The 24,286-nt window shown below is 61.9% G+C and carries 22 protein-coding genes; 12 read left to right on the top strand and 10 right to left on the bottom strand.

Features of this window, described 5'->3' with window-relative positions; genetic code table 11:
- Window positions 1-221 precede the first annotated feature (221 nt).
- Window positions 222-1,442, bottom strand: a complete 1,221-nt coding sequence (locus tag J4E08_RS13560; protein ID WP_349538953.1) for an ROK family transcriptional regulator — start codon at window positions 1,440-1,442, stop codon at window positions 222-224.
- Between the two features lie 158 nt (window positions 1,443-1,600).
- Here J4E08_RS13560 and J4E08_RS13555 point away from each other — a divergent pair, with 158 nt between their 5' ends.
- The 5 genes from J4E08_RS13555 to J4E08_RS13535 all read left to right on the top strand — a co-directional run bounded on the left by J4E08_RS13555 (window position 1,601) and on the right by J4E08_RS13535 (window position 6,624).
- A complete protein-coding gene (locus J4E08_RS13555) occupies window positions 1,601-2,857 on the top strand; it encodes an ABC transporter substrate-binding protein (RefSeq protein ID WP_349538952.1) in 1,257 nt (418 codons plus the stop codon).
- A gap of 94 nt (window positions 2,858-2,951) precedes the next feature.
- A complete protein-coding gene (locus tag J4E08_RS13550; RefSeq protein ID WP_183968730.1) occupies window positions 2,952-3,824 on the top strand; it encodes a carbohydrate ABC transporter permease in 873 nt (290 codons plus the stop codon).
- A complete protein-coding gene (locus J4E08_RS13545; protein WP_349538951.1) occupies window positions 3,824-4,747 on the top strand; it encodes a carbohydrate ABC transporter permease in 924 nt (307 codons plus the stop codon). Before J4E08_RS13550 ends, J4E08_RS13545 begins: the two co-directional genes overlap by 1 nt.
- Window positions 4,748-4,752: 5 nt before the next feature.
- Window positions 4,753-5,859, top strand: a complete 1,107-nt coding sequence (locus J4E08_RS13540; RefSeq protein ID WP_349538950.1) for an ABC transporter ATP-binding protein — start codon at window positions 4,753-4,755, stop codon at window positions 5,857-5,859.
- A gap of 36 nt (window positions 5,860-5,895) precedes the next feature.
- Window positions 5,896-6,624 (top strand): SDR family oxidoreductase, encoded by a 729-nt coding sequence (locus tag J4E08_RS13535; protein WP_349538949.1) that lies wholly within the window; start codon window positions 5,896-5,898, stop codon window positions 6,622-6,624.
- A gap of 66 nt (window positions 6,625-6,690) precedes the next feature.
- On the opposite strand, the gene J4E08_RS13530 is transcribed toward J4E08_RS13535, so the two are convergent.
- Entirely contained in the window at window positions 6,691-7,584 is an 894-nt protein-coding gene (locus tag J4E08_RS13530) for a helix-turn-helix domain-containing protein (protein ID WP_349538948.1), read from the bottom strand.
- 99 nt (window positions 7,585-7,683) lie between these two features.
- On the opposite strand from J4E08_RS13530, the gene J4E08_RS13525 reads away from it, so the two are divergent.
- From J4E08_RS13525 to tal, 3 genes are all read left to right on the top strand, one after another.
- Complete coding sequence (locus J4E08_RS13525) at window positions 7,684-9,228, top strand: GMC oxidoreductase (protein WP_349538947.1); 1,545 nt, start codon at window positions 7,684-7,686, stop codon at window positions 9,226-9,228.
- Window positions 9,229-9,239: 11 nt separating this feature from the next.
- The gene (gene aroE / locus J4E08_RS13520) at window positions 9,240-10,088 is read left to right on the top strand and encodes a shikimate dehydrogenase (RefSeq protein WP_349538946.1); all 849 of its coding nucleotides are present in this window, start codon (window positions 9,240-9,242) and stop codon (window positions 10,086-10,088) included.
- Between the two features lie 488 nt (window positions 10,089-10,576).
- Complete coding sequence (gene tal, locus J4E08_RS13515) at window positions 10,577-11,521, top strand: transaldolase (RefSeq protein ID WP_349538945.1); 945 nt, start codon at window positions 10,577-10,579, stop codon at window positions 11,519-11,521.
- Window positions 11,522-11,862: 341 nt separating this feature from the next.
- Here tal and J4E08_RS13510 read toward each other — a convergent pair whose 3' ends face one another.
- Window positions 11,863-13,245: a hypothetical protein gene (locus tag J4E08_RS13510; protein ID WP_349538944.1), complete on the bottom strand. Its 1,383-nt coding sequence runs from the start codon at window positions 13,243-13,245 to the stop codon at window positions 11,863-11,865.
- Entirely contained in the window at window positions 13,242-13,364 is a 123-nt protein-coding gene (locus tag J4E08_RS13505) for a hypothetical protein (RefSeq protein WP_349538943.1), read from the bottom strand. The genes J4E08_RS13510 and J4E08_RS13505 overlap by 4 nt, the downstream gene beginning before the upstream one ends.
- A gap of 132 nt (window positions 13,365-13,496) precedes the next feature.
- On the opposite strand from J4E08_RS13505, the gene J4E08_RS13500 reads away from it, so the two are divergent.
- The 4 genes from J4E08_RS13500 to J4E08_RS13485 all read left to right on the top strand — a co-directional run bounded on the left by J4E08_RS13500 (window position 13,497) and on the right by J4E08_RS13485 (window position 17,766).
- On the top strand, window positions 13,497-13,955 hold the full coding sequence (locus tag J4E08_RS13500) for a MarR family winged helix-turn-helix transcriptional regulator (RefSeq protein WP_349538942.1): 459 nt from the start codon (window positions 13,497-13,499) through the stop codon (window positions 13,953-13,955).
- A gap of 126 nt (window positions 13,956-14,081) precedes the next feature.
- Complete coding sequence (locus tag J4E08_RS13495) at window positions 14,082-15,083, top strand: NAD(P)H-dependent flavin oxidoreductase (protein ID WP_349538941.1); 1,002 nt, start codon at window positions 14,082-14,084, stop codon at window positions 15,081-15,083.
- Window positions 15,084-15,268: 185 nt separating this feature from the next.
- Window positions 15,269-15,880 carry a glutathione S-transferase family protein gene (locus J4E08_RS13490; protein WP_349538940.1) on the top strand — a complete coding sequence of 204 codons (612 nt, stop codon included), beginning with the start codon at window positions 15,269-15,271 and terminating at the stop codon, window positions 15,878-15,880.
- 644 nt (window positions 15,881-16,524) lie between these two features.
- Window positions 16,525-17,766 carry an aminopeptidase gene (locus J4E08_RS13485; RefSeq protein ID WP_349538939.1) on the top strand — a complete coding sequence of 414 codons (1,242 nt, stop codon included), beginning with the start codon at window positions 16,525-16,527 and terminating at the stop codon, window positions 17,764-17,766.
- 131 nt (window positions 17,767-17,897) lie between these two features.
- Here J4E08_RS13485 and J4E08_RS13480 read toward each other — a convergent pair whose 3' ends face one another.
- From J4E08_RS13480 to J4E08_RS13455, 6 genes are read right to left on the bottom strand one after another with little or no spacing between them, the layout of a single operon-like run.
- Entirely contained in the window at window positions 17,898-18,299 is a 402-nt protein-coding gene (locus J4E08_RS13480; RefSeq protein ID WP_349538938.1) for a Na+/H+ antiporter subunit G, read from the bottom strand.
- Window positions 18,300-18,309: 10 nt separating this feature from the next.
- Window positions 18,310-18,579 (bottom strand): K+/H+ antiporter subunit F, encoded by a 270-nt coding sequence (locus J4E08_RS13475; protein WP_349538937.1) that lies wholly within the window; start codon window positions 18,577-18,579, stop codon window positions 18,310-18,312.
- The gene (locus J4E08_RS13470) at window positions 18,576-19,067 is read right to left on the bottom strand and encodes a Na+/H+ antiporter subunit E (protein WP_349538936.1); all 492 of its coding nucleotides are present in this window, start codon (window positions 19,065-19,067) and stop codon (window positions 18,576-18,578) included. The genes J4E08_RS13475 and J4E08_RS13470 overlap by 4 nt, the downstream gene beginning before the upstream one ends.
- Complete coding sequence (locus tag J4E08_RS13465; RefSeq protein WP_349538935.1) at window positions 19,067-20,596, bottom strand: monovalent cation/H+ antiporter subunit D; 1,530 nt, start codon at window positions 20,594-20,596, stop codon at window positions 19,067-19,069. The genes J4E08_RS13470 and J4E08_RS13465 overlap by 1 nt, the downstream gene beginning before the upstream one ends.
- Window positions 20,593-21,012 carry a Na+/H+ antiporter subunit C gene (locus J4E08_RS13460; protein ID WP_183968403.1) on the bottom strand — a complete coding sequence of 140 codons (420 nt, stop codon included), beginning with the start codon at window positions 21,010-21,012 and terminating at the stop codon, window positions 20,593-20,595. The genes J4E08_RS13465 and J4E08_RS13460 overlap by 4 nt, the downstream gene beginning before the upstream one ends.
- Window positions 21,012-23,882 carry a monovalent cation/H+ antiporter subunit A gene (locus J4E08_RS13455; protein WP_349538934.1) on the bottom strand — a complete coding sequence of 957 codons (2,871 nt, stop codon included), beginning with the start codon at window positions 23,880-23,882 and terminating at the stop codon, window positions 21,012-21,014. The genes J4E08_RS13460 and J4E08_RS13455 overlap by 1 nt, the downstream gene beginning before the upstream one ends.
- Window positions 23,883-24,286 lie beyond the last annotated feature (404 nt).

Genomic DNA, 24,286 nt, shown 5'->3' with positions numbered 1-24,286 from the left:
CTCTGCCGGATCGCAAAATGCCGCCGCGACAGGGCGGCGGGACGCCTTGCGCAGTAAGCCACTGTGTCGCCATGCGTTCGAGATCAGTGGCCAAAGCCGCCTTCGTGGACTGGCACTAGACACTGATCGAGGCGCACCGCGCGACTGTTCCGCAGGCAGACGCAGATAGGCTGCGTTTGCTCGTCGAGGATTGGTGCTGTTTTCGGAGGCCCGAAACCCGGTCAGCCGATGCTGAGGGACTGGAATTCCCCCAAAGGTCCGAAATCCTCAAAATGGGCGCGATGCAACATCAGCGCCGCGCCGATTTCTGGCCCGGCTTCGCCTGCTTCGGGAACGAGAAGGGCCGGAGGAGGTGTTTCCGCCATCAACCGCTGTTGCAGGCAAGTGGCGATTTGCAGCTCCGCACGTTTGGCCAGTTGGGCCACGCGCCCACCGATCACGATGCGTTCCGGGTTGAGCAGCACCGTCAGGATCGCGAGACCACGCGACAGATCATTGGCCCAGACGTCCAGCACTGTTTGCGCAAGTGGATCGCCCGCATCGAGCCGGTCGAGATAGTCGCCCAGCGTGGTGCCGATGCCGCCGAGGTTGGCAAAGTGCGCAAGGACGGCTGGGCGGGAGACGTAGTTTTCAAAGGCCCCCGCGATGCCGGTGTGACTGCAATGCCCGCCATCGCCAACGGGCATGTGGCCGATTTCGCCGGCCAGCCCATTGGTCCCTTCCAGCAGTTGTCCGCCGCTTTGCACACATCCGCCCACGCCATCTTCGAGCAGGAGAAATACGGCTTCCTGGGACCGTTCAGCATCAAGGCGTTGGATTTCTGCCATGGCAAAAGCGTTCGCGTCATTCACCAAACGATGCACGCAAATGCCCGTCAGCCGCTGTTGCAGCATCTCCCGGAACGAGGTGCGCCGCCAGTTCATGGACGGGGCGCGCAAGATATCCCCCCCAAAATCAACGATGCCGGGAACGGCCACGTTTATTCCACGTACCGTGGCTGGCATCGGGAGGGTCGCCACAAAGGTCGTCACCATGTCGGCCAGGCGCTGCGCGATGTCCTCCGGGGACGGGTAGACCTTTGGCAGGCGTTCCACGAAGCTGTGGCGCACCGTTCCGGTGAAATCGACCACACAGAGCCGCAATTCCCGCGCGCCGATGTAGGCGCCGAGGAACAGCGCATGATCGGGGATAAGCCGAAGCTGGATCGCCGGACGGCCCGTGCGAATCGGATGATTTTCGCCGGGATCCAGGCCGGGCACTGCCTTTGGATCGAACTCCTCGACCTTTCCCGCCTCGATCAGGCTGGTGACTATACTGCCTGCGGTAGAGCGGGTCACATCAAGCTCGCGCGCGAGATCTGCGCGGCTCATGGGGCCCACGTTCAAAAGGCGCGCCAAAACGCGGGCTTCGTTCATCTGGCGAACGGCCAGGGGCATCGACATGACGGTGGGTCCTCCCTCTGGTCTGATGCCCCGTATGGGGCAGGTCTGCTGCCATTTCAACGTGGTTGACAGTCGCAACTGGCTATGTTTGTTTTCCGACCAAACAAACCTTGCCATGGCGGGAGGACGTCAGGCAAGGGGCCAACGAGGAGGAAATCATGGCTTTTACAAAAACATCGAAGTTGCTGGCGACAGTGGCTTTCACATCCGCGATCGGCAGCGCTGCAATGGCGCAAGAGGTCGAGGTTCTGCACTGGTGGACCGCCGGTGGCGAAGCTGCCGCGCTCAACGTGCTGAAGGAAGATCTGGCGTCCAAGAACGTCGGCTGGCAGGACATGCCTGTTGCGGGCGGCGGTGGTGAAGCCGCCTCTACCACGCTGAAGGCCCGCGTCGCCGCCGGCAACCCGCCGACCGCTGCCCAGATGCTGGGTATGCAGCTGCGCGAGTGGGCAAACGAAGGCGCCTTGGGCGACCTGTCCTCTGTCGCCGAAGAGAACAACTGGGCGGAGGTCGTGCCGGCAGCGGTTCAGGAATTTGCCGTGAACGATGGCAAATGGGTCGGCGCGCCGGTGAACATTCACCGCCCCAACTGGCTGTGGATCAATGCGGAAATCTTTGAAGCGCAGGGCCTGACCCCGCCGACCACATGGGAAGAGTTCAATGCAGCCGCCGACAAGCTGCAGGAAGCAGGCATCACGCCGCTGGCGCATGGCGGCCAGCCCTGGCAGGACGCGACCGTCTTTGACGACGTCGTTCTGGGCATCGGTGGGCCCGACTTCTACCGCAAGGCCATCATCGAGGCGGACATGGACGCGCTCGGATCAGACACGATGGTTCAGGTCTTTGACCAGATGCGCAAGCTGTCGGGCTATGTGGACGAGAACTTCTCTGGCCGTGACTGGAACCTTGCCACCGCGATGCTGCTGAACGGCGAAGCCGGGATGCAGCTGATGGGCGACTGGGCCAAGGGCGAAATCATCCGTGCCGACATGGTGCCGGGCGAAGACATCCTGTGCGTGGCGGCTCCGGGCACCGAAGGGTCCTACCTGTTCAACACCGACTTCTTTGGTGCATTTGACGTGAGCGAAGAGTCCAAGCCCGCGCAGATGGAGCTGGCGGCGTCGATCATGTCCAAGGAGTTCCAGGAAGCGTTCAACCTTGTCAAAGGCTCGATCCCCGCGCGCACCGACGTTGCGCCGGACAACTTCGACGCCTGCGGTCAGAAAGCGATGGAAGATATCGTCGAAGCCGCTGACAACAACGCGCTTCTGGGCAGCATGGCGCACGGCCACGGCCAGACCTCTTCGGTCCAGCGCGCAATGTTTGACGTGGTGACCGAGCACTTCAACTCTGACATGTCCTCCCAGGACGCGGTTGAAGAACTGCAGATCGCCGTCGAATCCGCGATGCTCTAAGCGTCACTGACGCCAACGCGGGTCGCCCATCGTCGGGCGGCCCGTTCTCCAATTCCCCCCAATGACAAGCAGGGAGGCCACCGTGGCCCAACCCATGACCGGACGCAGCTTGCGGGACTGGCTCCCCAAGCTGGTGCTGAGCCCGACTGTCGCCATGATGGCGATCTTCGTCTACGGCTTTATCTTTTTCACGACGTATCTGTCCTTTACCGACAGCCGCATGCTTCCGAGCTACGAATGGGTGGGCTTTGACAACTATGCCACTCTATTCAAGCTGCGCACCTGGGATATCGCGGTCAACAACCTGCTGATCTTTGGCGGGCTGTACATAGGTATCTGCTGCCTGCTGGGGCTGACACTGGCGATTTTGCTGGATCAGAAGATCAGGGCCGAAGGCTTCATCCGCACGATCTATCTGTACCCGATGGCGCTGTCGTTCATCGTCACGGGTGTGGCGTGGAAATGGTTCCTGGATCCGGGCATCGGGCTGGAGGCCGTGGTGCAGGGCTGGGGCTGGGAAAGCTTCGAGTTCGACTGGATCAAGGATCGCGACATGGCGATCTATACCGTCGTGATCGCTGCCGTCTGGCAGACCTCCGGTTTTGTCATGGCGACGTTTCTGGCCGGATTGCGTGGCATCGACGGCGAGATGCTGAAAGCGGCCGAAGTGGACGGTGCGTCGACCTTTGCGCTGTACCGCCGGATCGTCATTCCGCAGCTGCGCCCGGCGTTTTTGTCGGCCTTCGTGGTGCTGGCGCACATGGCGATCAAATCCTACGACCTTGTCGTGGCGCTGACCAACGGCGGCCCCGGCACGGCGACGGAGGTGCCCGCCACCTTCATGTATTCCTACACATTCACGCGCAACCAGATGGGTGTCGGCGCGGCCTCGGCAGAGATCATGCTGCTGACCATTGCCGCCGTGATCATTCCCTACCTCTGGTCCGAACTGCGGGAGAAGAAGTGATGGCCACTGCCCCCACATCCGAAGCCGTCACCGCAGGCACGGGCACACCGCCGCCGGGTGGCAAGACACGCGCGTCGGTCAATATTCCGCGGATCGTTCTGTATGTCATCCTTGGGCTGTTTTGCATTTACTACCTGCTGCCGCTGTATGTGATGCTGTCCAACTCTCTCAAGCCGCTGGACGAGATCACGTCGGGTGGGATGATGGCGCTGCCGTCAGACTGGACGCTGGCCGCCTGGCGCAGTGCATGGTCCGAGGCGCAGGTGGGCGTCGCGGCGACAGGGCTGAAGCCCTACTTTGCCAACTCGTTCTTCATGGTGATCCCGGCGGTGGCCATTGCCACGTTGCTTGGCGCGCTGAACGGCTATGTGCTGACCAAATGGCGCTTTCGCGGCGACACCATCCTGTTTGGCCTGATCCTGTTCGGCTGTTTCATCCCGTTCCAGATCGTGCTGATCCCGATGGCGCGTGCGCTGGGGTTCCTGAACATCTCCGGCACGGTGTCCGGTCTGATCTTTGTGCACGTGATCTATGGCGTCAGCTTTTCGACGCTGTATTTCCGCAACTACTACGCTGCGTTTCCCACAGAGCTGGTGCGGGCGGCGCAGATCGACGGGGCGGGTTTCTTTACCATCTTTTATCGCATCCTTCTGCCGAACTCCGGCCCGATTGCGGTGGTCTGCGTGATCTGGCTGTTCACCAACATCTGGAACGACTTCCTGTTCGGGGCGTCGTTCAGTGACTTTGACAGCCAGCCGATGACCGTTGCGCTGAACAACCTGGTGCAATCGTCGACCGGGGTGAAGGAATACAACGTCCACTTTGCCGGGGCGATCATGGCCGCTTTGCCGACGCTCTTTGTCTACATCGTCGCCGGGCGCTTCTTTGTGCGCGGTCTGATGACCGGCTCCGTGAAAGGATAATCCCCATGGGTTTTCTCGATATTGATAACGTCACGAAGTCCTACGGGGCGGTGAAAGTCCTCAACGAAACGGAAATCTCCGTTGAAGAGGGCGAATTCCTGGTGCTGGTCGGCCCGTCGGGCTGTGGCAAGTCCACCCTGTTGAACATGATCGCAGGGCTGGAGGATGTGACCTCCGGCGACATCAGCATCAACGGACGCCGGGTGAATGACGTCAAACCGGCAGAGCGCAACATCGCCATGGTGTTCCAGAGCTACGCGCTTTACCCCAACATGACGGTGCGCGGGAACATCTCGTTCGGGATGGAAATGCACGGTGTGCCCAAGGCCGAGCGCGAGGAAAAGATCGCCAAGGTCGCAGACCTGCTGCAAATCACCAACCTGCTGGACCGCAAGCCGGGGCAGTTGTCAGGGGGCCAGCGTCAGCGTGTTGCCATGGGCCGTGCCTTGACCCGTGACCCGGACGTGTTCCTGTTCGACGAGCCGCTCTCCAACCTCGACGCCAAGCTGCGCGTGGACATGCGCACAGAGATCAAGAAGCTGCACCAAAAGCTGGGCACCACAATCGTTTACGTCACCCATGACCAGATCGAAGCGCTGACCCTGTCGACGCGCATCGCGGTCATGTTCGGCGGCAACGTGCAACAGCTTGGCACCCCGCAGGAGATCTATGACAACCCCGCCAATATGTTTGTGGCCGGCTTCATGGGCAGCCCGGCGATGAACCTGCTGCCTGCGCGCCTGGAACGGGTGAGCGGCGCCATGTGTGCGGTGTTGAAGGTTGGCGACGGCAGCACCATCACCGTGCCATTCCCCCGCGCCGAAGATCTGACCGAAGGCACCGATATCGTGCTGGGCATCCGTCCCGAGGCGATGACAGACCCTGAAGGCGCCGACCGTGACAGCAACGCGTTGACCGAAACCGAACTGCCGATCGATGTTGTCGAACCGGCGGGCAGCGACACCTATGTCACCGTTGCGCTTGGCGGCAAGGACGCCATCGGCCGTTTTCGGGCGCACAACCCGGCCAAGGCAGGACAGCCCGCGCGCTTTACCTTTGATATGGCGAAAGCGGTGGCCTTTGACCCCAAAACCGAAACGCGGCTCGCCTGAGAGCAGCGGCACTCACTACGACTTGAAAGGTTTATAATGTACGCATTCGACAAGGGCCCGATCCTCGTCACCGGCGCCAGCGGCGGCATTGGCGGCGCGACCGTGCGCCAGCTCTGCGCGGCGGGGGCGGAGGTCATCGCCAACGGCCGCAACGAAGAGGCGCTGGCCGAATTGGCCAAGGAGACCGGTTGCCGCACGCTGCCGTTCGACCTGACCTCCGAGGACAGGGTGAAGGCTGCGATGGACGGTCTGGACATCTATGGTGTCGTGAACTGTGGTGGCTGGGGTGGCGAGATCGCCACGCCGATGGAGACCGACATCGAGGTTTTCGACAAGGTCATGAACATCAACGCCCGCGGTGCGCTGCTGGTCACGAAATATGCCAGCCAGACGATGATCCGTCTGGGCAAGGGCGGCGTGATCGTCAACGTCTCCAGCCAGGCATCGCTGGTGGGATTGCGCGGCCACATCTCCTACGGGTCGTCGAAGGCGGCGCTCGACAACATCACCCGCGTGTCCGCGCTGGAGCTGGGTGAGTACGGCATCCGCGTCAACGGCGTGAATCCGACCGTGGTCATGACCCCCATGTCCGCATGGTACTGGGGCAAGCCCGAGATCGAGAAGCCGTTCCTCGACACCATGCCGTTGGGCCGCTGGGCCACCGAGGACGAGATCGCGGCGCCGATCGTGTTCCTGCTGTCGGATGCGGCGTCGATGATTTCGGGTGTGTCCTTGCCGATCGACGGTGGCTTTACCGCCGTGTGATCTGACCACAGACATCGTGCGAACAGCCGTCCTGTGTGGCGGCTGTTTGCGGTTTCAGGGCGCGCGTCACTTCCGCATGGGAAAGACTCCCTCCGGAGGGAGCGCGCTGCGGGCGCGGAAATCGCGCCGATGGGCGGAGGGCGTGCGCCCCGTGGTTTCGCGAAATTTGCGAGCCAGATGAGCCGCGTCGTGAAAGCCGCAGCGCGTGGCGATTTGCGTCATCGGCAGGTCAGTGCGCACCAGCAGCGTCGCCGCGCGCCCGATGCGCAGCCGCGTGACATAGGCGCTGATCGACAGGCCGGTGCTGCGTTTGAAAATACGTTGCAGCTGGCTTTCTGTCACATGCGCCAGCTCACATAAGGGGCCGAGACGGATCGGCGCATCGAGCGTGGCGTGCAGATGGCCGAGAACCGCCTCCATCCGGCGCTGGTCGCGGGGCATGTCGTCGGGTGTGCGGGCGGTGTTGGTCAGTGGCCGCTGGACGGGATGCTGCGCCAACGCCACAAGGATTGCGGTCAGACGCAGCGCGCGCTCTGCCGGGGGCAGGTCGCACAGCGCCATGATATCAGCGCGCACCGCATCGTCGGGTCCAAACAGAACGCCGCCGCTTGCCGCTGTCAGCAGGGGGGCAATCAGATGCAATTCGGGCAGGACCGTCGGCAGGCCGCGCACCCATTCATCGGTAAACCAGCAGATGACGGCGCGATGCTCTGCCGCACCCTCGGCCAGATCGTGCGACTGCCAGGCATGCGGCAGATTTGGTCCGACCAGCGCCAGATCGCCCTCGGCATAGGGGGCGACGTCGCTGCCGACGAAACGGGTGCCGCGACTGCCCAAAGTCAGCGTCAGCTCGTATTCCGGATGGTAGTGCCAGTTGAACCCGAATTCCGGCAAGCGCCGGTCATAGACCAGACAGCTTTGCCCCTCCGGCAGGGTGACTGCTTCGAACCAAGGCTGCATCTGTCCCTCGTGATTGTGCGGGGATCGTACAAGAATGCGCGGTGTTTGGGAATGGTATCGGAGAATGGGTGCGATAGGTTGCGGGCGGAGGAGCACAATATGACCGCACAGACCCAGTCAAATCAGCTTGCGCCACAGGTCGTTGTCATCGGAAGCGGTGTCGGCGGCGGCACTGTTGCCTTGAAATTGGCGCGCGCCGGTTTGCGCGTTCTGATGCTGGAACGCGGAGAGGCGCTGCCCAATGAGCCAGAGCTGAACGATGCGGAGGCTGTCTTTGTGCAAAATCGTTATCGCACGCAGGAGCAGTGGCAGGATGATACCGGGCGGCGCTACAGGCCCGGGCAGTATTATTTCCTCGGCGGGCACACGAAGTTCTACGGCACCGCCATGTTCCGCTTTCGCGAAAGCGACTTTGCCGAAACCCGGCACGAGGACGCGGCGTCCCCCGCTTGGCCGGTCAGCTACGCGGAGCTTGAACCGCATTATGCCGAGGCCGAAGCGCTGTTTGGCGTGCGCGGTCAGGCAGGCGTGGACCCGACAGAGCCGCCGCGCCAAGCCGGTTACGACCATGCGCCCGTGCCCCATGCGCCGGTGATCAAGCGGATGGCGGAGCGCCTGACAGCGGCCGGTCTGCACCCGTTTCACATGCCCGCAGCGGTCGATTTCGGGCCTGGCGGGTCCTGTAGGTTGTGTGGCACCTGTGACGCCTTTGGCTGTCGGTTCGGTGCGAAGGGAGACGCGGAAACGCGCATCATTCGCCAGCTTCAGACGATGCCCAACGTGGAAATCCGAACCGGGGTGGAGGTCAGACGCCTGATCCCTGACGCCCAGGGGCAGCGCATCATCGCCGCCGAGATCCATTGCAATGGACGCCTGGAGCGCATTAACGCGCCGCATTTCGTGCTGAGTGCGGGGGCCGTGAATTCTGCGCTGATCTTGCTGCGCTCCGCCACGGAGGCGTGTCCAGATGGTCTTGCCAACCGGTCCGGCGTGGTCGGTCGCTACCTGATGAACCATCACCTGACGGGCTTGATGGGAGTGTTGCCTTTCGAAGTCAACGATACGGCCTTTCCCAAAACCTTGTCGCTGAACGATTTTTACCACGGCCTTCCGGGCGATGCGATGGCGCGCGGCAATATCCAGATGCTCGGCAACATCAAGGGGCCGATGATCCGCGCGACCTATCTGATGATGCCAAAGCCGCTGGCCAATTGGTTGGGGCGGCACAGCGTCGACTGGCTGGTGATGTCCGAGGACCCGCCGTTGGTTGAAAACGGGGTGCGTCTTTTGCCCGACGGCACGCCGGAGGTCAGGTGGCATCCGGCGGACCTCAAGGCCCACGGCCGTTTTGTCAGTCATGCACGTAAGCTGTTGCGCCAGATCGGTTTTCCGCTTGTGCTCAGGCACAGTTTTGGCATCGACGCGCCCTCACATCAATGCGGCACTGTCCGGATGGGTGATGACCCGGCGACGTCGGCGCTGAATTCCATGTGTCGCGCGCATGATCATCCGAACCTGTCGGTGGTGGATGCGGGATGTTTCCCGTCCTCCGCCGCTGTAAACCCGGCGTTGACCGTCGCCGCCCAAGGGCTGCGGGTCGGCGCATATCTCTCTCGCACCCTCGCGGCGCAAGTCGCTGCTTGAAAGGAGCCTCCATGCCCCATGATTTTCTGCAACCGCTCACCGGGTGCTTTGCCTGCCCTGCGGGTGAAAACCCCACTGTCGCCATGATCGAGGCCGCCTACCGCCATCATGATCTGCCGTGGCGCTACATCAATTGCGAAGTCACGCCGGACAACCTCGCCGCTGCCGTGGCTGGCGCGCGGGCGATGGGCTGGCGAGGCTTCAACTGCTCGATCCCGCATAAGGTCGCGGTGGTAGAGCACCTCGATGGGTTGGGAGAGTCGGCGCAGATCATCGGTGCGGTGAACACCATCGTGGCTCGTGACGGCAAACTGATCGGGGAGAACACCGACGGTAAAGGGTTTGTCCGCGCGTTGTCCCGGACCTGTGACCCCAAGGGTATGAAAGTCGTACTGTTGGGGGCCGGTGGGGCAGCCCGCGCTGTTGCGGTAGAACTGGCCCTTGCCGGTGTGGCGCAGATCACTGTGGTGAACCGCAGCGCCACCCGGGGAGAGGCCGTGGCGCAGCTGATCAACGAAAAGACCCCCGCAACGGCAACCTATCAGCCGTGGGACAGCACCTACAGCATTCCGCCAGAGACGGGGATCGTGGTGAATGTGACCTCGATCGGGCTTTATCCCGATGTGGACAGCACGCCGGACATCGACCACGACAGCCTGCGTCCCGGGATGGTCGTGGCCGACGGCATTCCCAATCCCCCGCGGACGAAGCTTTTGCAGGCGGCCGAGGCGCGCGGCTGCAAGACGGCGGATGGGCTGGGGATGCTCGTGGGACAGGGGGTGATCGGTCTGAAATACTGGACAGGTATCGACGTCGATGCAGAGGTCATGCGGCAGGCGCTGAACGATCTTGGTCTATGATGCGTGGCAGGGTTGGCTGGCCCGGCGGTGTGCCTGGCCGTCGAATGGCGGTGTGATCGGGCGCCGGCGAGCTGCGTTCAGCGAGAATGCAGCCGCCATATTGCGCAGCTGATCCTTTGTGTCCGGAGGGGCGCCAAGCGCGGGCGCCTGCAGCTCGTCCATGCGGCTTCGAACGTGATCTGGGTGCAATGGCAGGGCTTGGGATTCGTTCAGAAACGATTTTGGGAAAGGACAGCCGATGGTTAAAGCTTTGAACGACTGGCTGTCGACACAAACGAAAGAATTCGAACACAAAACGATAATCGCGGGCTTGCCTGACGCGTAAGAAACCTCCCGCGCCTCGGTTTTCTGGCGCTTCAAGGCGGTTTCTTGTAGCTTGGGTGCCGTTCTGCTGGTCGACGGCGGCGTCCTCTGCTGGTAACTCAGTTGCGACGCTAACATCAAGCTGCGCCGTGGTTCAAAAGGATCGTGGCGGAAGGAGAGGCTCTATGACATCTGTTCTTGAACAACTGCGGACCATGACCACCGTGGTGGCTGACACCGGCGAGGTTGCTCTGGTGAAACGGCTGCAGCCGGTGGATTGCACCACGAACCCGTCTTTGGTTCTGGCGGCGCTGTCTGACCCCGCATCGAAAGACCTGATCGAGCGCGAGATCGAGGCCGGTCAATCCGCTGGTCTGTCCGCCGAGGCGCTGGTTGCCACGTTGACCGTCGCGCTGGGGGCAGAGCTGACGCACCTTGTGCCCGGTCGCGTCTCCACCGAAGTCGACGCGCGTTTGTCCTTTGACACTGACGCTTCCGTTGCGCGTGCGCGCGAAATCGTGGCCGACTATGCGGCGCGGGGTGTCGACAAGAGCCGTATCCTGATCAAGCTCGCCGCCACATGGGAAGGGATCCGCGCAGCGGAGATCCTCCAGAAAGACGGGATCGACTGTAACCTGACGCTGCTGTTCTCGATGGTGCAGGCTGTGGCCTGTGCGGATGCGGGCGCGTTCCTGATCTCGCCCTTCGTCGGGCGCATTACGGATTGGTACAAAAAGGCCGATGGTGTGGACAGCTACACCCCGGATGAGGACCCGGGTGTCCTGTCGGTGCGTCGGATCTACGACTACTACAAGGCCAACGGCATCGACACCGTGGTGATGGGCGCGTCCTTCCGCACCACCGAGCAGGTGAAGGCCCTGGCAGGGTGTGACAACCTGACGATCTCGCCCAAGCTTCTCGATGCGCTGAAGGACGAAGAGGGCGAGCTGACGCGTGCGCTGTCCCCGGATCAGGCAGGTACTGTCGAACGTGTAAGCGTAGACGAGCAAACGTTCCGCTGGGAGATGAACGCCGACGCCATGGCGACCGAAAAGCTGGCCGAAGGCATACGCAACTTTGACGCGGACCACAAAAAGCTGATCGCGATGATCGCGGAGAAGCTGGCCTGAGCCGCTCACAAAATCAGGGATCAGGCGGTGGATCTGCCTTGGGCGGGTCTAGCGACTGATCTATGACACACACCAGACCGGGTTGCGGATCGCTGCCCGGTCGTTGTTTGTCTGAGATGCGCGGTGGGAAGGTTGCCAAGCCCCGCTGTGTCCGGCACACACTGTCGAAGGCCAGATAATCAAGGCGATCCGCTCGCAAAAAGCGACGTCGCGGGGCGACGTTCAGGTCGCAGATGTTGCTGTTTTTGCGAGAGACTCTCTGAGCCGGAGCAGCTTTTGGTTGGCGATGTCGGGTTGGGAAGCTTTGTTGTTGACGTGGGTCCGCGACTTGGAAAGCGGGATCACGCAAAGACGAGCAGGCACAGGCACAGCACGCTGATGCTGACCAATCCGTAAAGCATGTTCCAGCGAAGTCCCACCTCTGCCGGGTCCTGGTCTATCATACGTGCCGATAGACGTACCGATGCGGAGAACGGCGTGACATTCACCACGATCGACCAAGTGGCCACCATGGTCACGGCCACTGACGTGGGCGATATTTCCAGTCCTGCCAAATGCGGCAGCGTGCCCGCCAGGATGGTCACCGAGATGATCGGACTGACCCCGATCATTGAAAGCACCAGCGCCAGACAGGCCGACAGGGCCAGCACAGCGCCGCTCGACAGGCCCAGTGCGTCAATGGCCTGACCCAGCGCGTCGGTGTCGATCAATGGCAGCACCAGCACCCCGAGGAAGGCGGAACAGGCGAACAGCCCGATTTCTGACCGCATGGCGGGCAGGCCGGGCAACAGGTGGTGCCAAGTGTCGGACAAACTGGTCAGGGTCGCGCGCCTTGCGCCCGCGGGCCAGTTCTGGATCATCAACCAGCCAAGCGAGACCAGCGGTAGGCAGATCAGCAGGGCCTGGATCAGGCTCACCCCCAGCACTTGCGACACGGCCAGGGCCACCGAAGGCACCAGCACCACGATGCCCATCAAGGGAAGCAGTCCCCAAAGCGATGGCGCTTCGGGCAGTTTCGGCAGCGGACGCCGGGGATAGCTGAACCGGTCGATGCCCCAGCCCAGCAACAAGAGCACCACCGCCAGCGGTGTTGAATACAGTGCGATTTGCGGGTAGCTGACCGATGGAATGGCCGCAGTGATCAGCGCCATGGTTACGGTGATCGGCGACCACATCGGCAAAGACGAAAATCCGCGCAGCATTGCCAGCGTCATCCGTCGCTTGCGGATCGCGCCGATGCGCCGGGATTCGTCGGTGTCGCCGGGGTCGACGCCCTTGGCGATCATCGTGCCCAGCAATCCCAGCGTCGAGAAGTTCAACAGGATGCCAAAGACCGCCGCGCCAAAGGTCAGCACCACGTAGCGCCGTCCGGGGGGTTGCTGCACAAGGATCGCGCCGGACTGCAGGATCAGTGCCGATCGGGCCGCGGCAAATTGCAAGAAGCTGAGCGAGGTTAGAAAGAAGGCAAAGAACGCCGCCCTGTCCACTGCGCGTCCCACCAATGCGGGGTCCAACGTGCCTTGGCTGATCTCCCACAGGGGCAGCGCGACGCACAAGGCGGCCAGGATCAAGGCCACCTTCGACATGCCCCGCAGCTCCAGCATCATGAAGCCGACCAGCCCGACGGCCTCGGCGACACGCAAGGCTGTGGCAGTGGTGAAAATCTCGCCAATGGCGCCGAAGCAGGCAAGCAGCAGAAAGCCGCTGGACCACATGGGTCTCATGTGACGTTGAATTTCAACGGGCGCTTTTCGGCAAAACGCGTGACCGCTTCGGCGTTGTAACGGCTGGGCAGCAGGATCGCCTGCGCCTGCATTTCCAACGCCAGCATGGTCTCGGCCACATTGAACTCCTCATTGGGCCGCCTGTCGGGGCAGCCTACGTCTCAAAATTTGTAATTATCTTGCATATGATGAGCAAGCTAAATAAATTTACCGCCAAGGCGGACAGGGGCGTCCCAACCTGAGGAGGGCCGATGACCGCGATGCACGTCACTCCCCCGGTCAAGGGCGGTCCGATCTTTCAGGAAATTGCGCGGTTTCGCGGTATCCTGTTTGATGCGCTGCTGCGGCCGCATAATCTGACCATGGCGCAAGGCTGGGCGCTGTCTCTCCTGATGCGGGAGGAGGGTCTGCGCCAGGCCGATCTGGCGGACCGGTTGAACATTGCCACCGTGACCACCTCGAAGCTGATCGACCGGCTGGAGGCGCGTGGCTTTGTGCAGCGGCGTGCCGATCCTGATGATCGCCGGACCAACCGGATCTATGCAACCGACAGTGCGCGGGCGCTGTTTGATACGATCACCTCTGCCCGGCGGGAAGTCGATGCCATGGCCAACGCGGGAATCGACGCGGATCAGCTGGAGGCGGCCATGACGGTGCTGGACCAAATGCGCCGGAACCTGAAGGCGGCTCTTGGGGACCGCGATGATTGAGCCCGCAGGCCCGCTCAACCGGCCAATGCCAGCGGGCATCCCGAACAGCACGCTTTGCCAAAGTGCGCACCACGCGGTGCCGTGCCCTTTGGCGCAAGTCACATCCCCTTTCTGAAAGGACGCATTATGGCTCTTCCTGATATCATGCAGAACATGCGGCTGCCTCTTGTGGGCAGCCCGATGTTCATCGTCTCGCATCCCGAGCTGGTGATCGCCCAGTGCAAGGCGGGCATTGTCGGATCATTCCCGGCGCTGAATGCACGGGAGAAGGACGGCCAGTCGCTGGATGGTTGGCTGACGCGGATCACGGAGGAGCTCGACCGGCACAATCAGGCACACCCGGACACGCCAGCCGCGCCTTATGCGGTGAACCACATCGTCCACAAATCCAACGAGCAATTGGAACAGCATCTGGAGGTATGTGTAAAACACCGTGTGCCGATCTGGATCACCTCGCTGGGGGCGCGACCAGAGGTCAACGAGGCGGCGCATTCCGTGGGGGGCGTGGTCTTTCATGACGTGATCCACAACACATTCGCCAGGAAGGCTATCGAGAAGGGCGCAGATGGTCTGATTGCCGTTGCGGCTGGGGCGGGAGGACACGCTGGGGCGCAGTCGCCGCTGGCACTGGTGCGCGAGATCCGCGATTGGTTTGCCGGGCCGTTGCTGCTGTCCGGGGCAATTTCCGAGGGCGACTCGCTGTTGGCGGCGCTGGCGATGGGCGCGGATGGCGGCTACGCCGGATCTGCCTTTATTGCCACCGAAGAAGCCAACGCCGTCCCCGGGTACAAGCAGATGGTGACCGAAAGCACAGCCGAGGATATCCTTTATTCCAACGCCTTCACCGGGGTGCATGGCAACTATCTGCGACCTTCGATCACTGCGGCGGGTCTGGACCCGGACAAACTTGACGCTTCTGATCCGTCAAAGATGAATTTTGCTGAAAACCGCGAGCACACCCGCCCAAAGAAGTGGTCCGAGATATGGGGTGCGGGGCAGGGCATTGGCGCCGTTCAGGACATCACCACCGTCGAGGCCCGCGTGGCCAAGCTGGAGGCAGAGTTCCGCGACGCCAAGGCGCGCCTCGATGCGCAGGTGGCCTCTGTGTCCTGGCGTGCTGCGAAGTAGGCCAATTTGGTGCGATACCTGTTGACGGACAGCGTTTTGCCGGGTCGGTGAAATCAGGGGCTAGGCCGGTCGCGGCACCGGCCGGCAACTCTCATTTTTCGTGTTCCACGCCTTCCACCGCTTGATCTTGGATTGACGTGCCCGCGGTGCAGGGCAAACTATAGCAAGACCTGATAGGATATTTCATGACACTTCATCTTTATGGACACCCGGATTCAGGTCACGCCTGCAAAGTGGCCTTGGCACTTTCACTGGCAGGTCTGGACCATACGGTCACGCGCATTGATATTTGGGCGGCACCGGAATCCCGGCCAGCGGCGTTTCTGAAGGTCAGTCCTCTGGCAGAAGTGCCGGCGCTGCTGATGGACGAAGCGGCCATTTTTCAGTCGGGGGCGATCCTGATGGAGCTCGCACAGACGTTCTCGGTCCTTGATGGGGATAGTGTTGAAGGCCGCCGACGCGGGCGAGAGCTGCTCATGTGGGAGGCCAACCGTATCGGCATGTGCCTGCCGCAGCTAAAGGAGGCGCATCGTGAAGGCAGTGCTGGCTTGCCTCCCGAGGTTATTGGCTGGCTCGAAGCGCGTTATACGGTGGATTGCGTGAATTTCGGCAGGCTACTCGGCGATGGTCCCTTCTTTCACGGTGAGGCGCCCGGGGTCGGGGACTGCGCCATCTGGGGTTATACGCAATGGATCGCGGAAGCCGGCGTTGAACCGACCGATGTCATGGCCAAATGGATCGCAAACATGCGCGGGCTCGATGGGATGAAAACGCCAGAAGGCTTTTTCCCGGCATAGGGCCGGTCAATGTGAGGTGCTAGTGTGCATCGGCCGGCGGACGTGCCGATGTCTCAATGATGGATTGAGAAAATCCGGAAGTGCATTTTGGGAAGTTTGCTTCGTGCTCTCGCTGCCCAAAAACAGAGACTGAGTGCGTGTGGCGTCAAGCTGTCACTGAGTAGGTCGTCCTGTCCCTTCACGCCGGTTGTGCTGGAGTGTGCCTTTGGCGAGCAGCCGTTCTGCGGGCCCGATCCAGAGCTATCTATGGACAGGTTTTACGATTTGGCGCTGTTGTCGTTGACGCTGTTGAGGGACCGCTTGTCGATCCTCGGTGCGGTGGTCGGAACAAACGTCATCGCGCCTTTTGTGAGGTATGATGCATCACGTGGGGGCAGCGGTTGGATGGCCATCTGTTTCGCCTTGGGCGATTACGAAGGCCACGCTTCAATAGTCCTCGGTCGTATGTTTCGGATTCTGCGTGCTAGACCAAAATATATTTGTTTGCGGATGCTTGAGCGAAAAGCCACCTCTGCTTTTGCGCGGCCTCAATAGGCACCAAGATGCTGGTAATTCTGGAGGCTATCTGATGGATGCCCCTTGAATTCATCGCGACGGCGGGCAGTTTGACAGCCAAGCGCCTTGGCACTTTGAAAGGAAACTTTATGACCACCCATTCCCCCGATCCCGTTCTTCTGGGCCGTCTCGCAGACGTGGCCGTGCATGTGGGGCTTAATCTGCAGCCGGGGCAGGATCTTGTCCTGACTGCGCCGGTGGAGGCGCTGCCGCTTGTTCGTCAGATCGCGGCCAGCGCGTATCGCGCCGGGGCCGGGGTGGTGACGCCCCTGTTGTCGGATGATGAAATCGCGCGGGCACGGTTCCAGAATGCGCAGGAGGGCAGCTTTGACCGTGCCCCCGATTGGTTGTACGCGGGCATGGCGCAGGCCTTTGAAAACGGCGCGGCCCGCATGGCGATTGCCGGAGCCGACCCGATGGCGCTGGCCAAGGAAGATCCGGAAAAGGTGTCCCGCGCCAACAAGGCCAATTCCATGGCCTACAAACCCGCGTTGGAGAAGATCTCCAACTTTGCGATCAACTGGACCATCGCGGCCTATCCGACCGTCGGCTGGGCGCGCCAGGTCTTCCCTGATCTGCCCGAGGATGAGGCGGTTGCCAGGCTGGCAGATGCGATCTTTGCCGCGTCGCGGGTCAAAAACGATGATCCGGTCGCCGCTTGGGCCGAACATAATGCCGCGCTGCGCACACGGTCTGCGTGGTTGAATGACGAACGCTTTGACGCGCTGCATTTCACGGGTCCGGGCACCGATCTGATGGTAGGTCTGGCCGACGATCACGAATGGCACGGCGGGGCTTCAAGCGCGCAAAACGGCGTTACCTGCAATCCGAACATCCCCACAGAGGAGGTGTTTACCACACCGCACGCCCACCGGGTGAATGGCACGGTCCGTGCGACCAAACCGCTGTCCTACAACGGCGCGCTGATCGAAGAAATCGAGATGCGGTTCGAGAATGGCCGCGCGGTCGATGCGCGCTCCAGCTCTGGTGAGACCGTGTTGCACAGCATGGTCGACAGCGACGAGGGGGCGCGCCGTCTGGGAGAGGTCGCGCTGGTGCCGCACCGCTCGCCGATTTCGGACACCGGGCTGTTGTTCTACAATACGCTGTTCGATGAAAACGCCGCCTGTCACATCGCGATGGGCCAGTGCTATTCCAAATGTTTCCTCGACGGGGCATCGCTGAGCGCGGACGAGATCGCGGCAAAAGGCGGGAACACCTCCATGATCCACGTCGACTGGATGATCGGCGGCCCGGACACGGACATTGACGGCGTGCGCAAGGATGGCACAACGGTGCCCGTATTCCGCAAGGGTGCGTGGGCGAACTGAGGTCCCGGATACTCGGCGCGCGTCTCGTTTTCACGCGCGCCGTTTGGTCGGTGCTCCGCGCAAGCTGAACAGCACGGCGCGCTATCGATCTGGCGTCAACTTTACCAATTAGCGGCGAGAGATCTTCGCGATCAGCGGCTTTCGAGGCTTTCGACCTCGTCTGCCGGGGTGTCCGTCAGCATTTCCGGCGGCGTGTCATAGAGCGACCATCCATGCTTGCGCTGGGTTTCTGGCAGGGTGCTGCGCAGCTCACGCATGCGGATGTGGGTTTTCGCCATGAAATGCGCAGTGATCGGAGCGGTCAGGAACAAGAAGGCGGAGATCAGCAGCTCATGAAAGGTGTAGGTGTCTTCCTTGAACAGAAAATACAACATCGACGCGACCAACACACCGCCGACGCCGAGCGTCGTGGCCTTGGTCGGGGCGTGCAGGCGCTGCATGGTGTCCTGAAGCTTGATCAGGCCATACGACCCGACAATGCCGAAGATCCCGCCGACGACGAGACAGATCGAGATGATGACATCGACAATCATGGCTGGACCCTCATTCGATGATGTCGCCGCGCAGCACGAAGCGGCAGTAGGCGACGGTGGAGACAAAACCGACCATGGCGACCAGCATGGACGCCTCGTAATAGACTGCCGTGCCCTGCCAGATGCCGTACAGGATGATCAGCGCGATGCTGTTGATGACCATCGTGTCCAGCGCGAGGACGCGGTCGGCACGGCCGGGGCCGCGGATGATGCGCCAGAGGTTGGCCAGAAGACCCAACCCAAAGCACCCAAAGGCAAACATCAGGGCGTAGGTGATCATTGGAAAATCTCCTTCAGGCGCCGTTCGTAGCGGTTCTTGATCTCGTCGCGCACCGCCTCCGGGTCATCGGTGTGCAGGCAGTGCACAAGGATCGAAGTGCCGCAGGAGGACAGCATGGCAGACACGGTGCCGGGCGTCATGGTGATCGTTCCGGCCAGAACGGTGATCGCCTCTGGCGAGCGCAGGTCCAGCGGCACCGTGACCCATGCGGATTTCAGATCGCGGTTGGGTTTGAACAGGATCAGCAGCGCGACCTCGACATTGGCGACGATGATGTCCCAGATCACGACCAGCACGTATTCGATCATCTTGAACGGGCCGCGTACACTTGGACGACCCGGCCAGTAGGGGGCGGTGAGCACAGGGACCAACAGGCCAATGACCCCGCCAAGCAACAGGTTGCCCAGCGAAAACTTGTTCACCAGCATCAACCAGACAACTGTCAGGGTGAGCGACAGCAGCGGGTGAGGGATCAGTTTTTTCAGCATCACTTCGCCTCCTCCGTGGCGCGGGCGAGCACCTGATTGATGTAATCGCTGCTGTCGAACAGCTGCGCCGAGGTTGCTTCAAGATAGTTTGTCACGGGCCCGGCAAAGGCGGCAAGCGCCATCAGCAAGGCCACGGCCACCATCGCCGGCGCGGCCTGAAGCGCCGAGACGCGGGGCATGTCGGTGGCGGCTGTGTCCTCGTCCGGCGCGATGGAGGTGGACTTCCAGAAGATCTGGCTGCCCGCACGCACAAAACCGACGATGGTCATGAGCGAGCCGATCAGGATTGCCGACCACGCCCAGCCGATCACGCCGGGCCCGCTGAGGGCGTCCATCACGAACAGCTTGCCAAGGAAGCCCGACAGCGGCGGCATCCCGGTCATGGCGATTGCGGCGGCAAAGAACAGCGCGGCGAACAGGCCGTTTTGCGCGGTGGCCGTGCGGACCGTCAGCGCATCGGTGCCCCGGCGTGAGATCACCAGATCGGCCACCAGATAGAGCGCCGCCGCCGACAGCGTGGAGTGCAACAGGTAATACAGCGCCGTGGTCATGGCATATTGTTCAAACACCGACACTGCCAACAGCAGTGTGCCCATGGAGCCGATCACCGAATAGGACAGCAGCGGCATCAGGCGGCGCGCGCCCAGCACGCCGATGGCGCCGACCGCGATGGTCAGCAGCGACGCGGGGAACAGCCAGTCACCGATCAGATTGCCGGTTTCCGGGTTGCCGGGGGCAAAGGCGATGGTGTGGATGCGGATGATCGCATAGGCGCCGACCTTGGTCATGATGGCGAACAGCGCGGCGATCGGGGCAGGGGCGTTGGAGTAGGTGGCGGGCAGCCAGAAATGCATCGGCACAAGTGCCGCCTTGATCCCGAACACCACAAGCAAAAGGATGGCGGCCACGCGGATGATGGCCTCGTCGCCCTCGCCGCTTTGGACGACTTGCGCAATGTCAGCGATGTTCAGCGTGCCGGTCGCGGCATAAAGCGACCCGAGTGCAAACAGGAACAGCGTCGACCCGGCCAGGTTCATCACCACGTATTGCAGGCCCGCCTGAAGCCGTTGCTTGCCCCCTGAGTGGATCATGAGGCCGTAGGAGGCGATCAGCAGCACTTCGAAGAACACGAACAGGTTGAACGCGTCGCCGGTCAGAAAGGCCCCGCAGATGCCCATCAACTGGAACTGGAAAAGCGCGTGGAAGTGGCGGCCCTTTGCATCCCAGCCCGTGGCAATCGAATGCGTCACCACGATCAATGCAAGGATCGAAGTCAGCAGCAGCATCATGGCCGACAAGCGATCCAGCACCAGCACGATGCCAAAGGGCGCGGCCCAGTTGCCAAGGAAATAGACCTGCGTTTCGCCGCTGGCCGCCATGATCGTCAGCGCGACCGAAATGGCAAACAATGCGATTGTAGACGCCACGGAGGCGACGCGCGCCAGCACAACGTCGTGCCGCATGATAAAGGCGATGATCGGCGCGATCAGCGCAGGCAGAACGACCGGCGCGATAATCCAATGGTTCATTGCCCGCGCTCCTTGGGTTCGATCTCGATCACGAGGGTCTGTTCACCCACGTCCGCGCCGTCGTCTTCGTGCAGATCATCGGGAGCGGGCATGTCGATCTTGTCGTCGCCCGATTCCAAGTAAGCGCCGAGCGCAAACATGACCAGGACGGCAGTCATGCCAAAGCTGATGACGATCGCCGTCAGCACCAGAGCCTGCGGCAGCGGATCGGTGTAGGCGGAGAAATCCGTCACCTTGTAGCCGGTGAGGATCGGCGGTTTGTTCACCGCAAGCCGCCCGGTGGCAAAGAGAAAGATGTTCACCGCATAGGACAACAATGCCAGCCCGAGGATCACAGCAAAGGCCCGCAGGCGCAGGATCAGATAGATCCCGCCCGCGGTCAGCGCGCCAATTGCACCTGCAACCAGAAGCTCCATCAGCGCACCTCCTCAGTCACAACCGCGGCGTCGGGGCTGCGGCTTGGATCATATTCCATGGGTTCTTCATTCACGGTTTCACCCGCATGACGTGCCAGACGCGAGAGCCCGTAGAGCATCAGCATCACAGACCCAAGCACGCACAGGAACACGCCAAGGTCGAACAGCATGGCGGTGGCCAGTTCGAACTCCTCGATCGGCGGGAAGTGGAAATAGCCATAGCTTGTGGTCATGAAGGGCCGCGACGCCATCCAGGACCCGATGCCGGTCAGACCCGCGATCAGCACGCCAGCGCCGATCATGCCGTGGTATTCAATCTTTTGCCGCCGCGTGGTCCAGGCGAAACCACTGGCCATGTACTGCATCAAAAGCGCGATGGAAAAGACCAGACCGGCGACAAAGCCACCGCCCGGTTCATTGTGGCCGCGCAGGAAGATGTAGATGCCCACCATCATTGCAATCGGCAGCATCAGCCGCGTGGCAACGACCATCATCAGCGGGTGACGGTCCATGGATCGGTCCGCGCTGAGGTCGGCATTGCGCAGGCGGCGCCCGGCGGGACCGTTCAACAACGTCTCCATCAAGGCGAAGATCGCAAGACCGGCAATGCCCAGGACGATGATCTCGCCGTAGGTGTCGTAGCCGCGGAAGTCGACGAGGATCACGTTCACCACGTTCGTGCCGCCGCCACCGGATTTCGCATTTGCGAGGTGGAAGTCGGAGATCGTGCTGAAGTCGCGCGTCATGAAGGCAAAGGCCAGACCGGCGACCGCAAGCCCCGCCACGATGGCGATTGTGGCATCGCTGCCGCGCCGCAGCGGGCTGCTTTCGGCGTGGGTTTCCTTGGGCAGGAAATGCAGCGCAAGCAGCAGCAACAGGATCGTGACCGTCTCGACCGAGATCTGCGTCAGCGCAAGGTCAGGCGCGGACAGGTAGATGAACCCGCCGGAGATCATCAGGCCGATGATGCCGATAACCACCAATGCGCGAAAGCGCGTGCGGTGGAACATGACGACCATGACCACGGCCGCCATGAGCAGAACCCACCCGATGAAGACAACAGGTGGCACCGGCAGCAGCTCGCGTGTTTGCGGCCCGGCGTCACCACTGAAGTAGGCAGAGACGCCCACCGCCGTGGTCACGGCGACAAAGACCGCCAGATAGCGTGTGATGGCCCCATTGTGCAGGCCGGTTGTCAGCGACCGCATGACTGAAACGATGCCGCCCAGCACGCTGTCGAAGATGACCTTGGCCTCGGGGCGCGGGGTGGCGAGCCACGCGCGGTCCAACGGGCGGTGCAGCGCCAGCAGGATCGCCCCGCCGACGATGGCGGCGATGGACATCAGCAGCGCGGTGTTCACCCCGTGCCAGATGGCGAAATGCACCTCAAGATCCTCTCCGGTGACGGCCTGCGCGGCCATGCGCACCACGTCGTCCGCCAGGAAGGGCGCGACACCAATGGCAACGACCAGCACGCAGAGAATCGCGGGCGAGGCCCACAAACCAAGGGGCGGATCATGCGGATGCGAAGGATAGTCGTCGCGCACCTTGCCGCCGAAGGTATGAAAGATGAAGCGTAGCGAATAAGCGACGGAGAACAACGCGCCCAGCGTCGAGAGCGCGCCGACGATCCACGGATTTTCATACCACGTGGTGTGCGCGGCCTCATACAGCATCGCTTCCTTGGACAGGAAGCCGTTGAACAACGGAATCCCCGCCATGGACAGCGCGGCAATGGTGCCGATGGTGGCGGTAATGGGCATCAGCTTTGCCAGACCGCCCAGCCGTTTGATGTCGCGGGTGTGGGTCTCGTGGTCGATGATCCCGGCGGTCATGAACAGCGCGGCCTTGAACGTCAGGTGGTTGATGATGTGGAAGACAGCGGCGATGGCGGCCTCAGCGGTGCCAAAGCCCAAGAGCATGGTCAGCAAACCCAGATGCGACACGGTGGAGAACGCCAGAAGCGCCTTCAGGTCGTCCTTGAACAGCGCAATCACCGCGCCCAGAACCATGGTGATCAGGCCGACGGTGGCGACGGTGTAGAACCACAGGTCGGTGCCCGCCAGCGCGGGCCACATGCGCGCCATGAGGAAGACGCCAGCCTTCACCATGGTGGCGGAGTGCAGGTATGCCGATACGGGTGTCGGCGCGGCCATGGCGTGCGGCAGCCAGAAGTGGAAGGGGAATTGCGCCGATTTGGTAAACGCGCCCAGCAGGATCAGCAGCACGGCGGGTGTGTACCAGTCCGATGCTTTGATCTGTTCGCCAGCGGCGAGGATGTCGGTCAGGTTATAGCTTCCAACGATATTGCCGAGGATCAGCATCCCGCCGATCATCGCAAGGCCGCCCGCGCCGGTCACGGTCAGGGCCATGCGCGCGCCCTGACGGCCTTCGGGGAGGTGCTTCCAATAGCCGATGAGCAGGAAGGACGACAGCGAGGTCAGTTCCCAGAATACCAGCAAAAGCAGTATGTTGTCCGACAGGACAATGCCGAGCATCGCGCCCTGGAACAGCAGGAGATAGGTGTAGAACTGGCCCATCGGATCTTCGCCAGAGAGGTAAAACCGCGCATACAGCGTGATCAGCAGGCCAACGCCAAGGATCATGCCCGCGAACAGCAGTCCGAGGCCATCGAGGAAGAAGGCCGCCTCCAGCCCCAGCTGCGGCATCCATGTCAGCTCGGCGGTGTAGACCGTGCCGTCCATCACGCCCGGCGCGAGGCTGCCAAGCAAAACAAGGGCGAGGATCGTGGGAACAGCCGCGAAACTGGCGCAGGCCGTCCGACCGGCGCGGATCATGACGCCGGGCACAAGCGCCCCGAGAAAAGGCAAGATCGCAATGATCGGCAGAAGGCTGCTTTCAGAAAACATGCGCGTCTCCGGATGACGAAGGGTTAACGGCTTGTGTTCAATCCGGCGTCAAATTGCAACGCGAAACCGGGCCATTGCCGAAGGTTACGAGGCACTGGACGCCTTGACGCAACGGTCGAAACGACCGCAATTGTCCCTATGCGCGAGTGAGGTTATAATATGTGCAGACCGCGGTTTCAGAGCCGCCGGTAGCTTCAGAAGTTGTGCGCCGTGGTAACGAAACTGTGATCTCGGGACCGCAGGCGAACTGCGCGGCAGCGTTGCATCGGCATGGCATCAGAGGCTGCGCGCCGATCCCGAATGCGCTGTAACATATCGTAGTCGTTTGCATTTGCAGGCCGGATGTCGAGACCGTGGCGAATGTTGATTGGTTTACATAATCCACATTATTGGTTATAGGCTTT

The sequence above is a fragment of the Sagittula sp. NFXS13 genome, from assembly GCF_040148795.1.
Taxonomy (GTDB): Bacteria; Pseudomonadota; Alphaproteobacteria; order Rhodobacterales; family Rhodobacteraceae; genus Sagittula; species Sagittula marina.
This window is presented reverse-complemented; position numbering and strand designations above follow the sequence as displayed.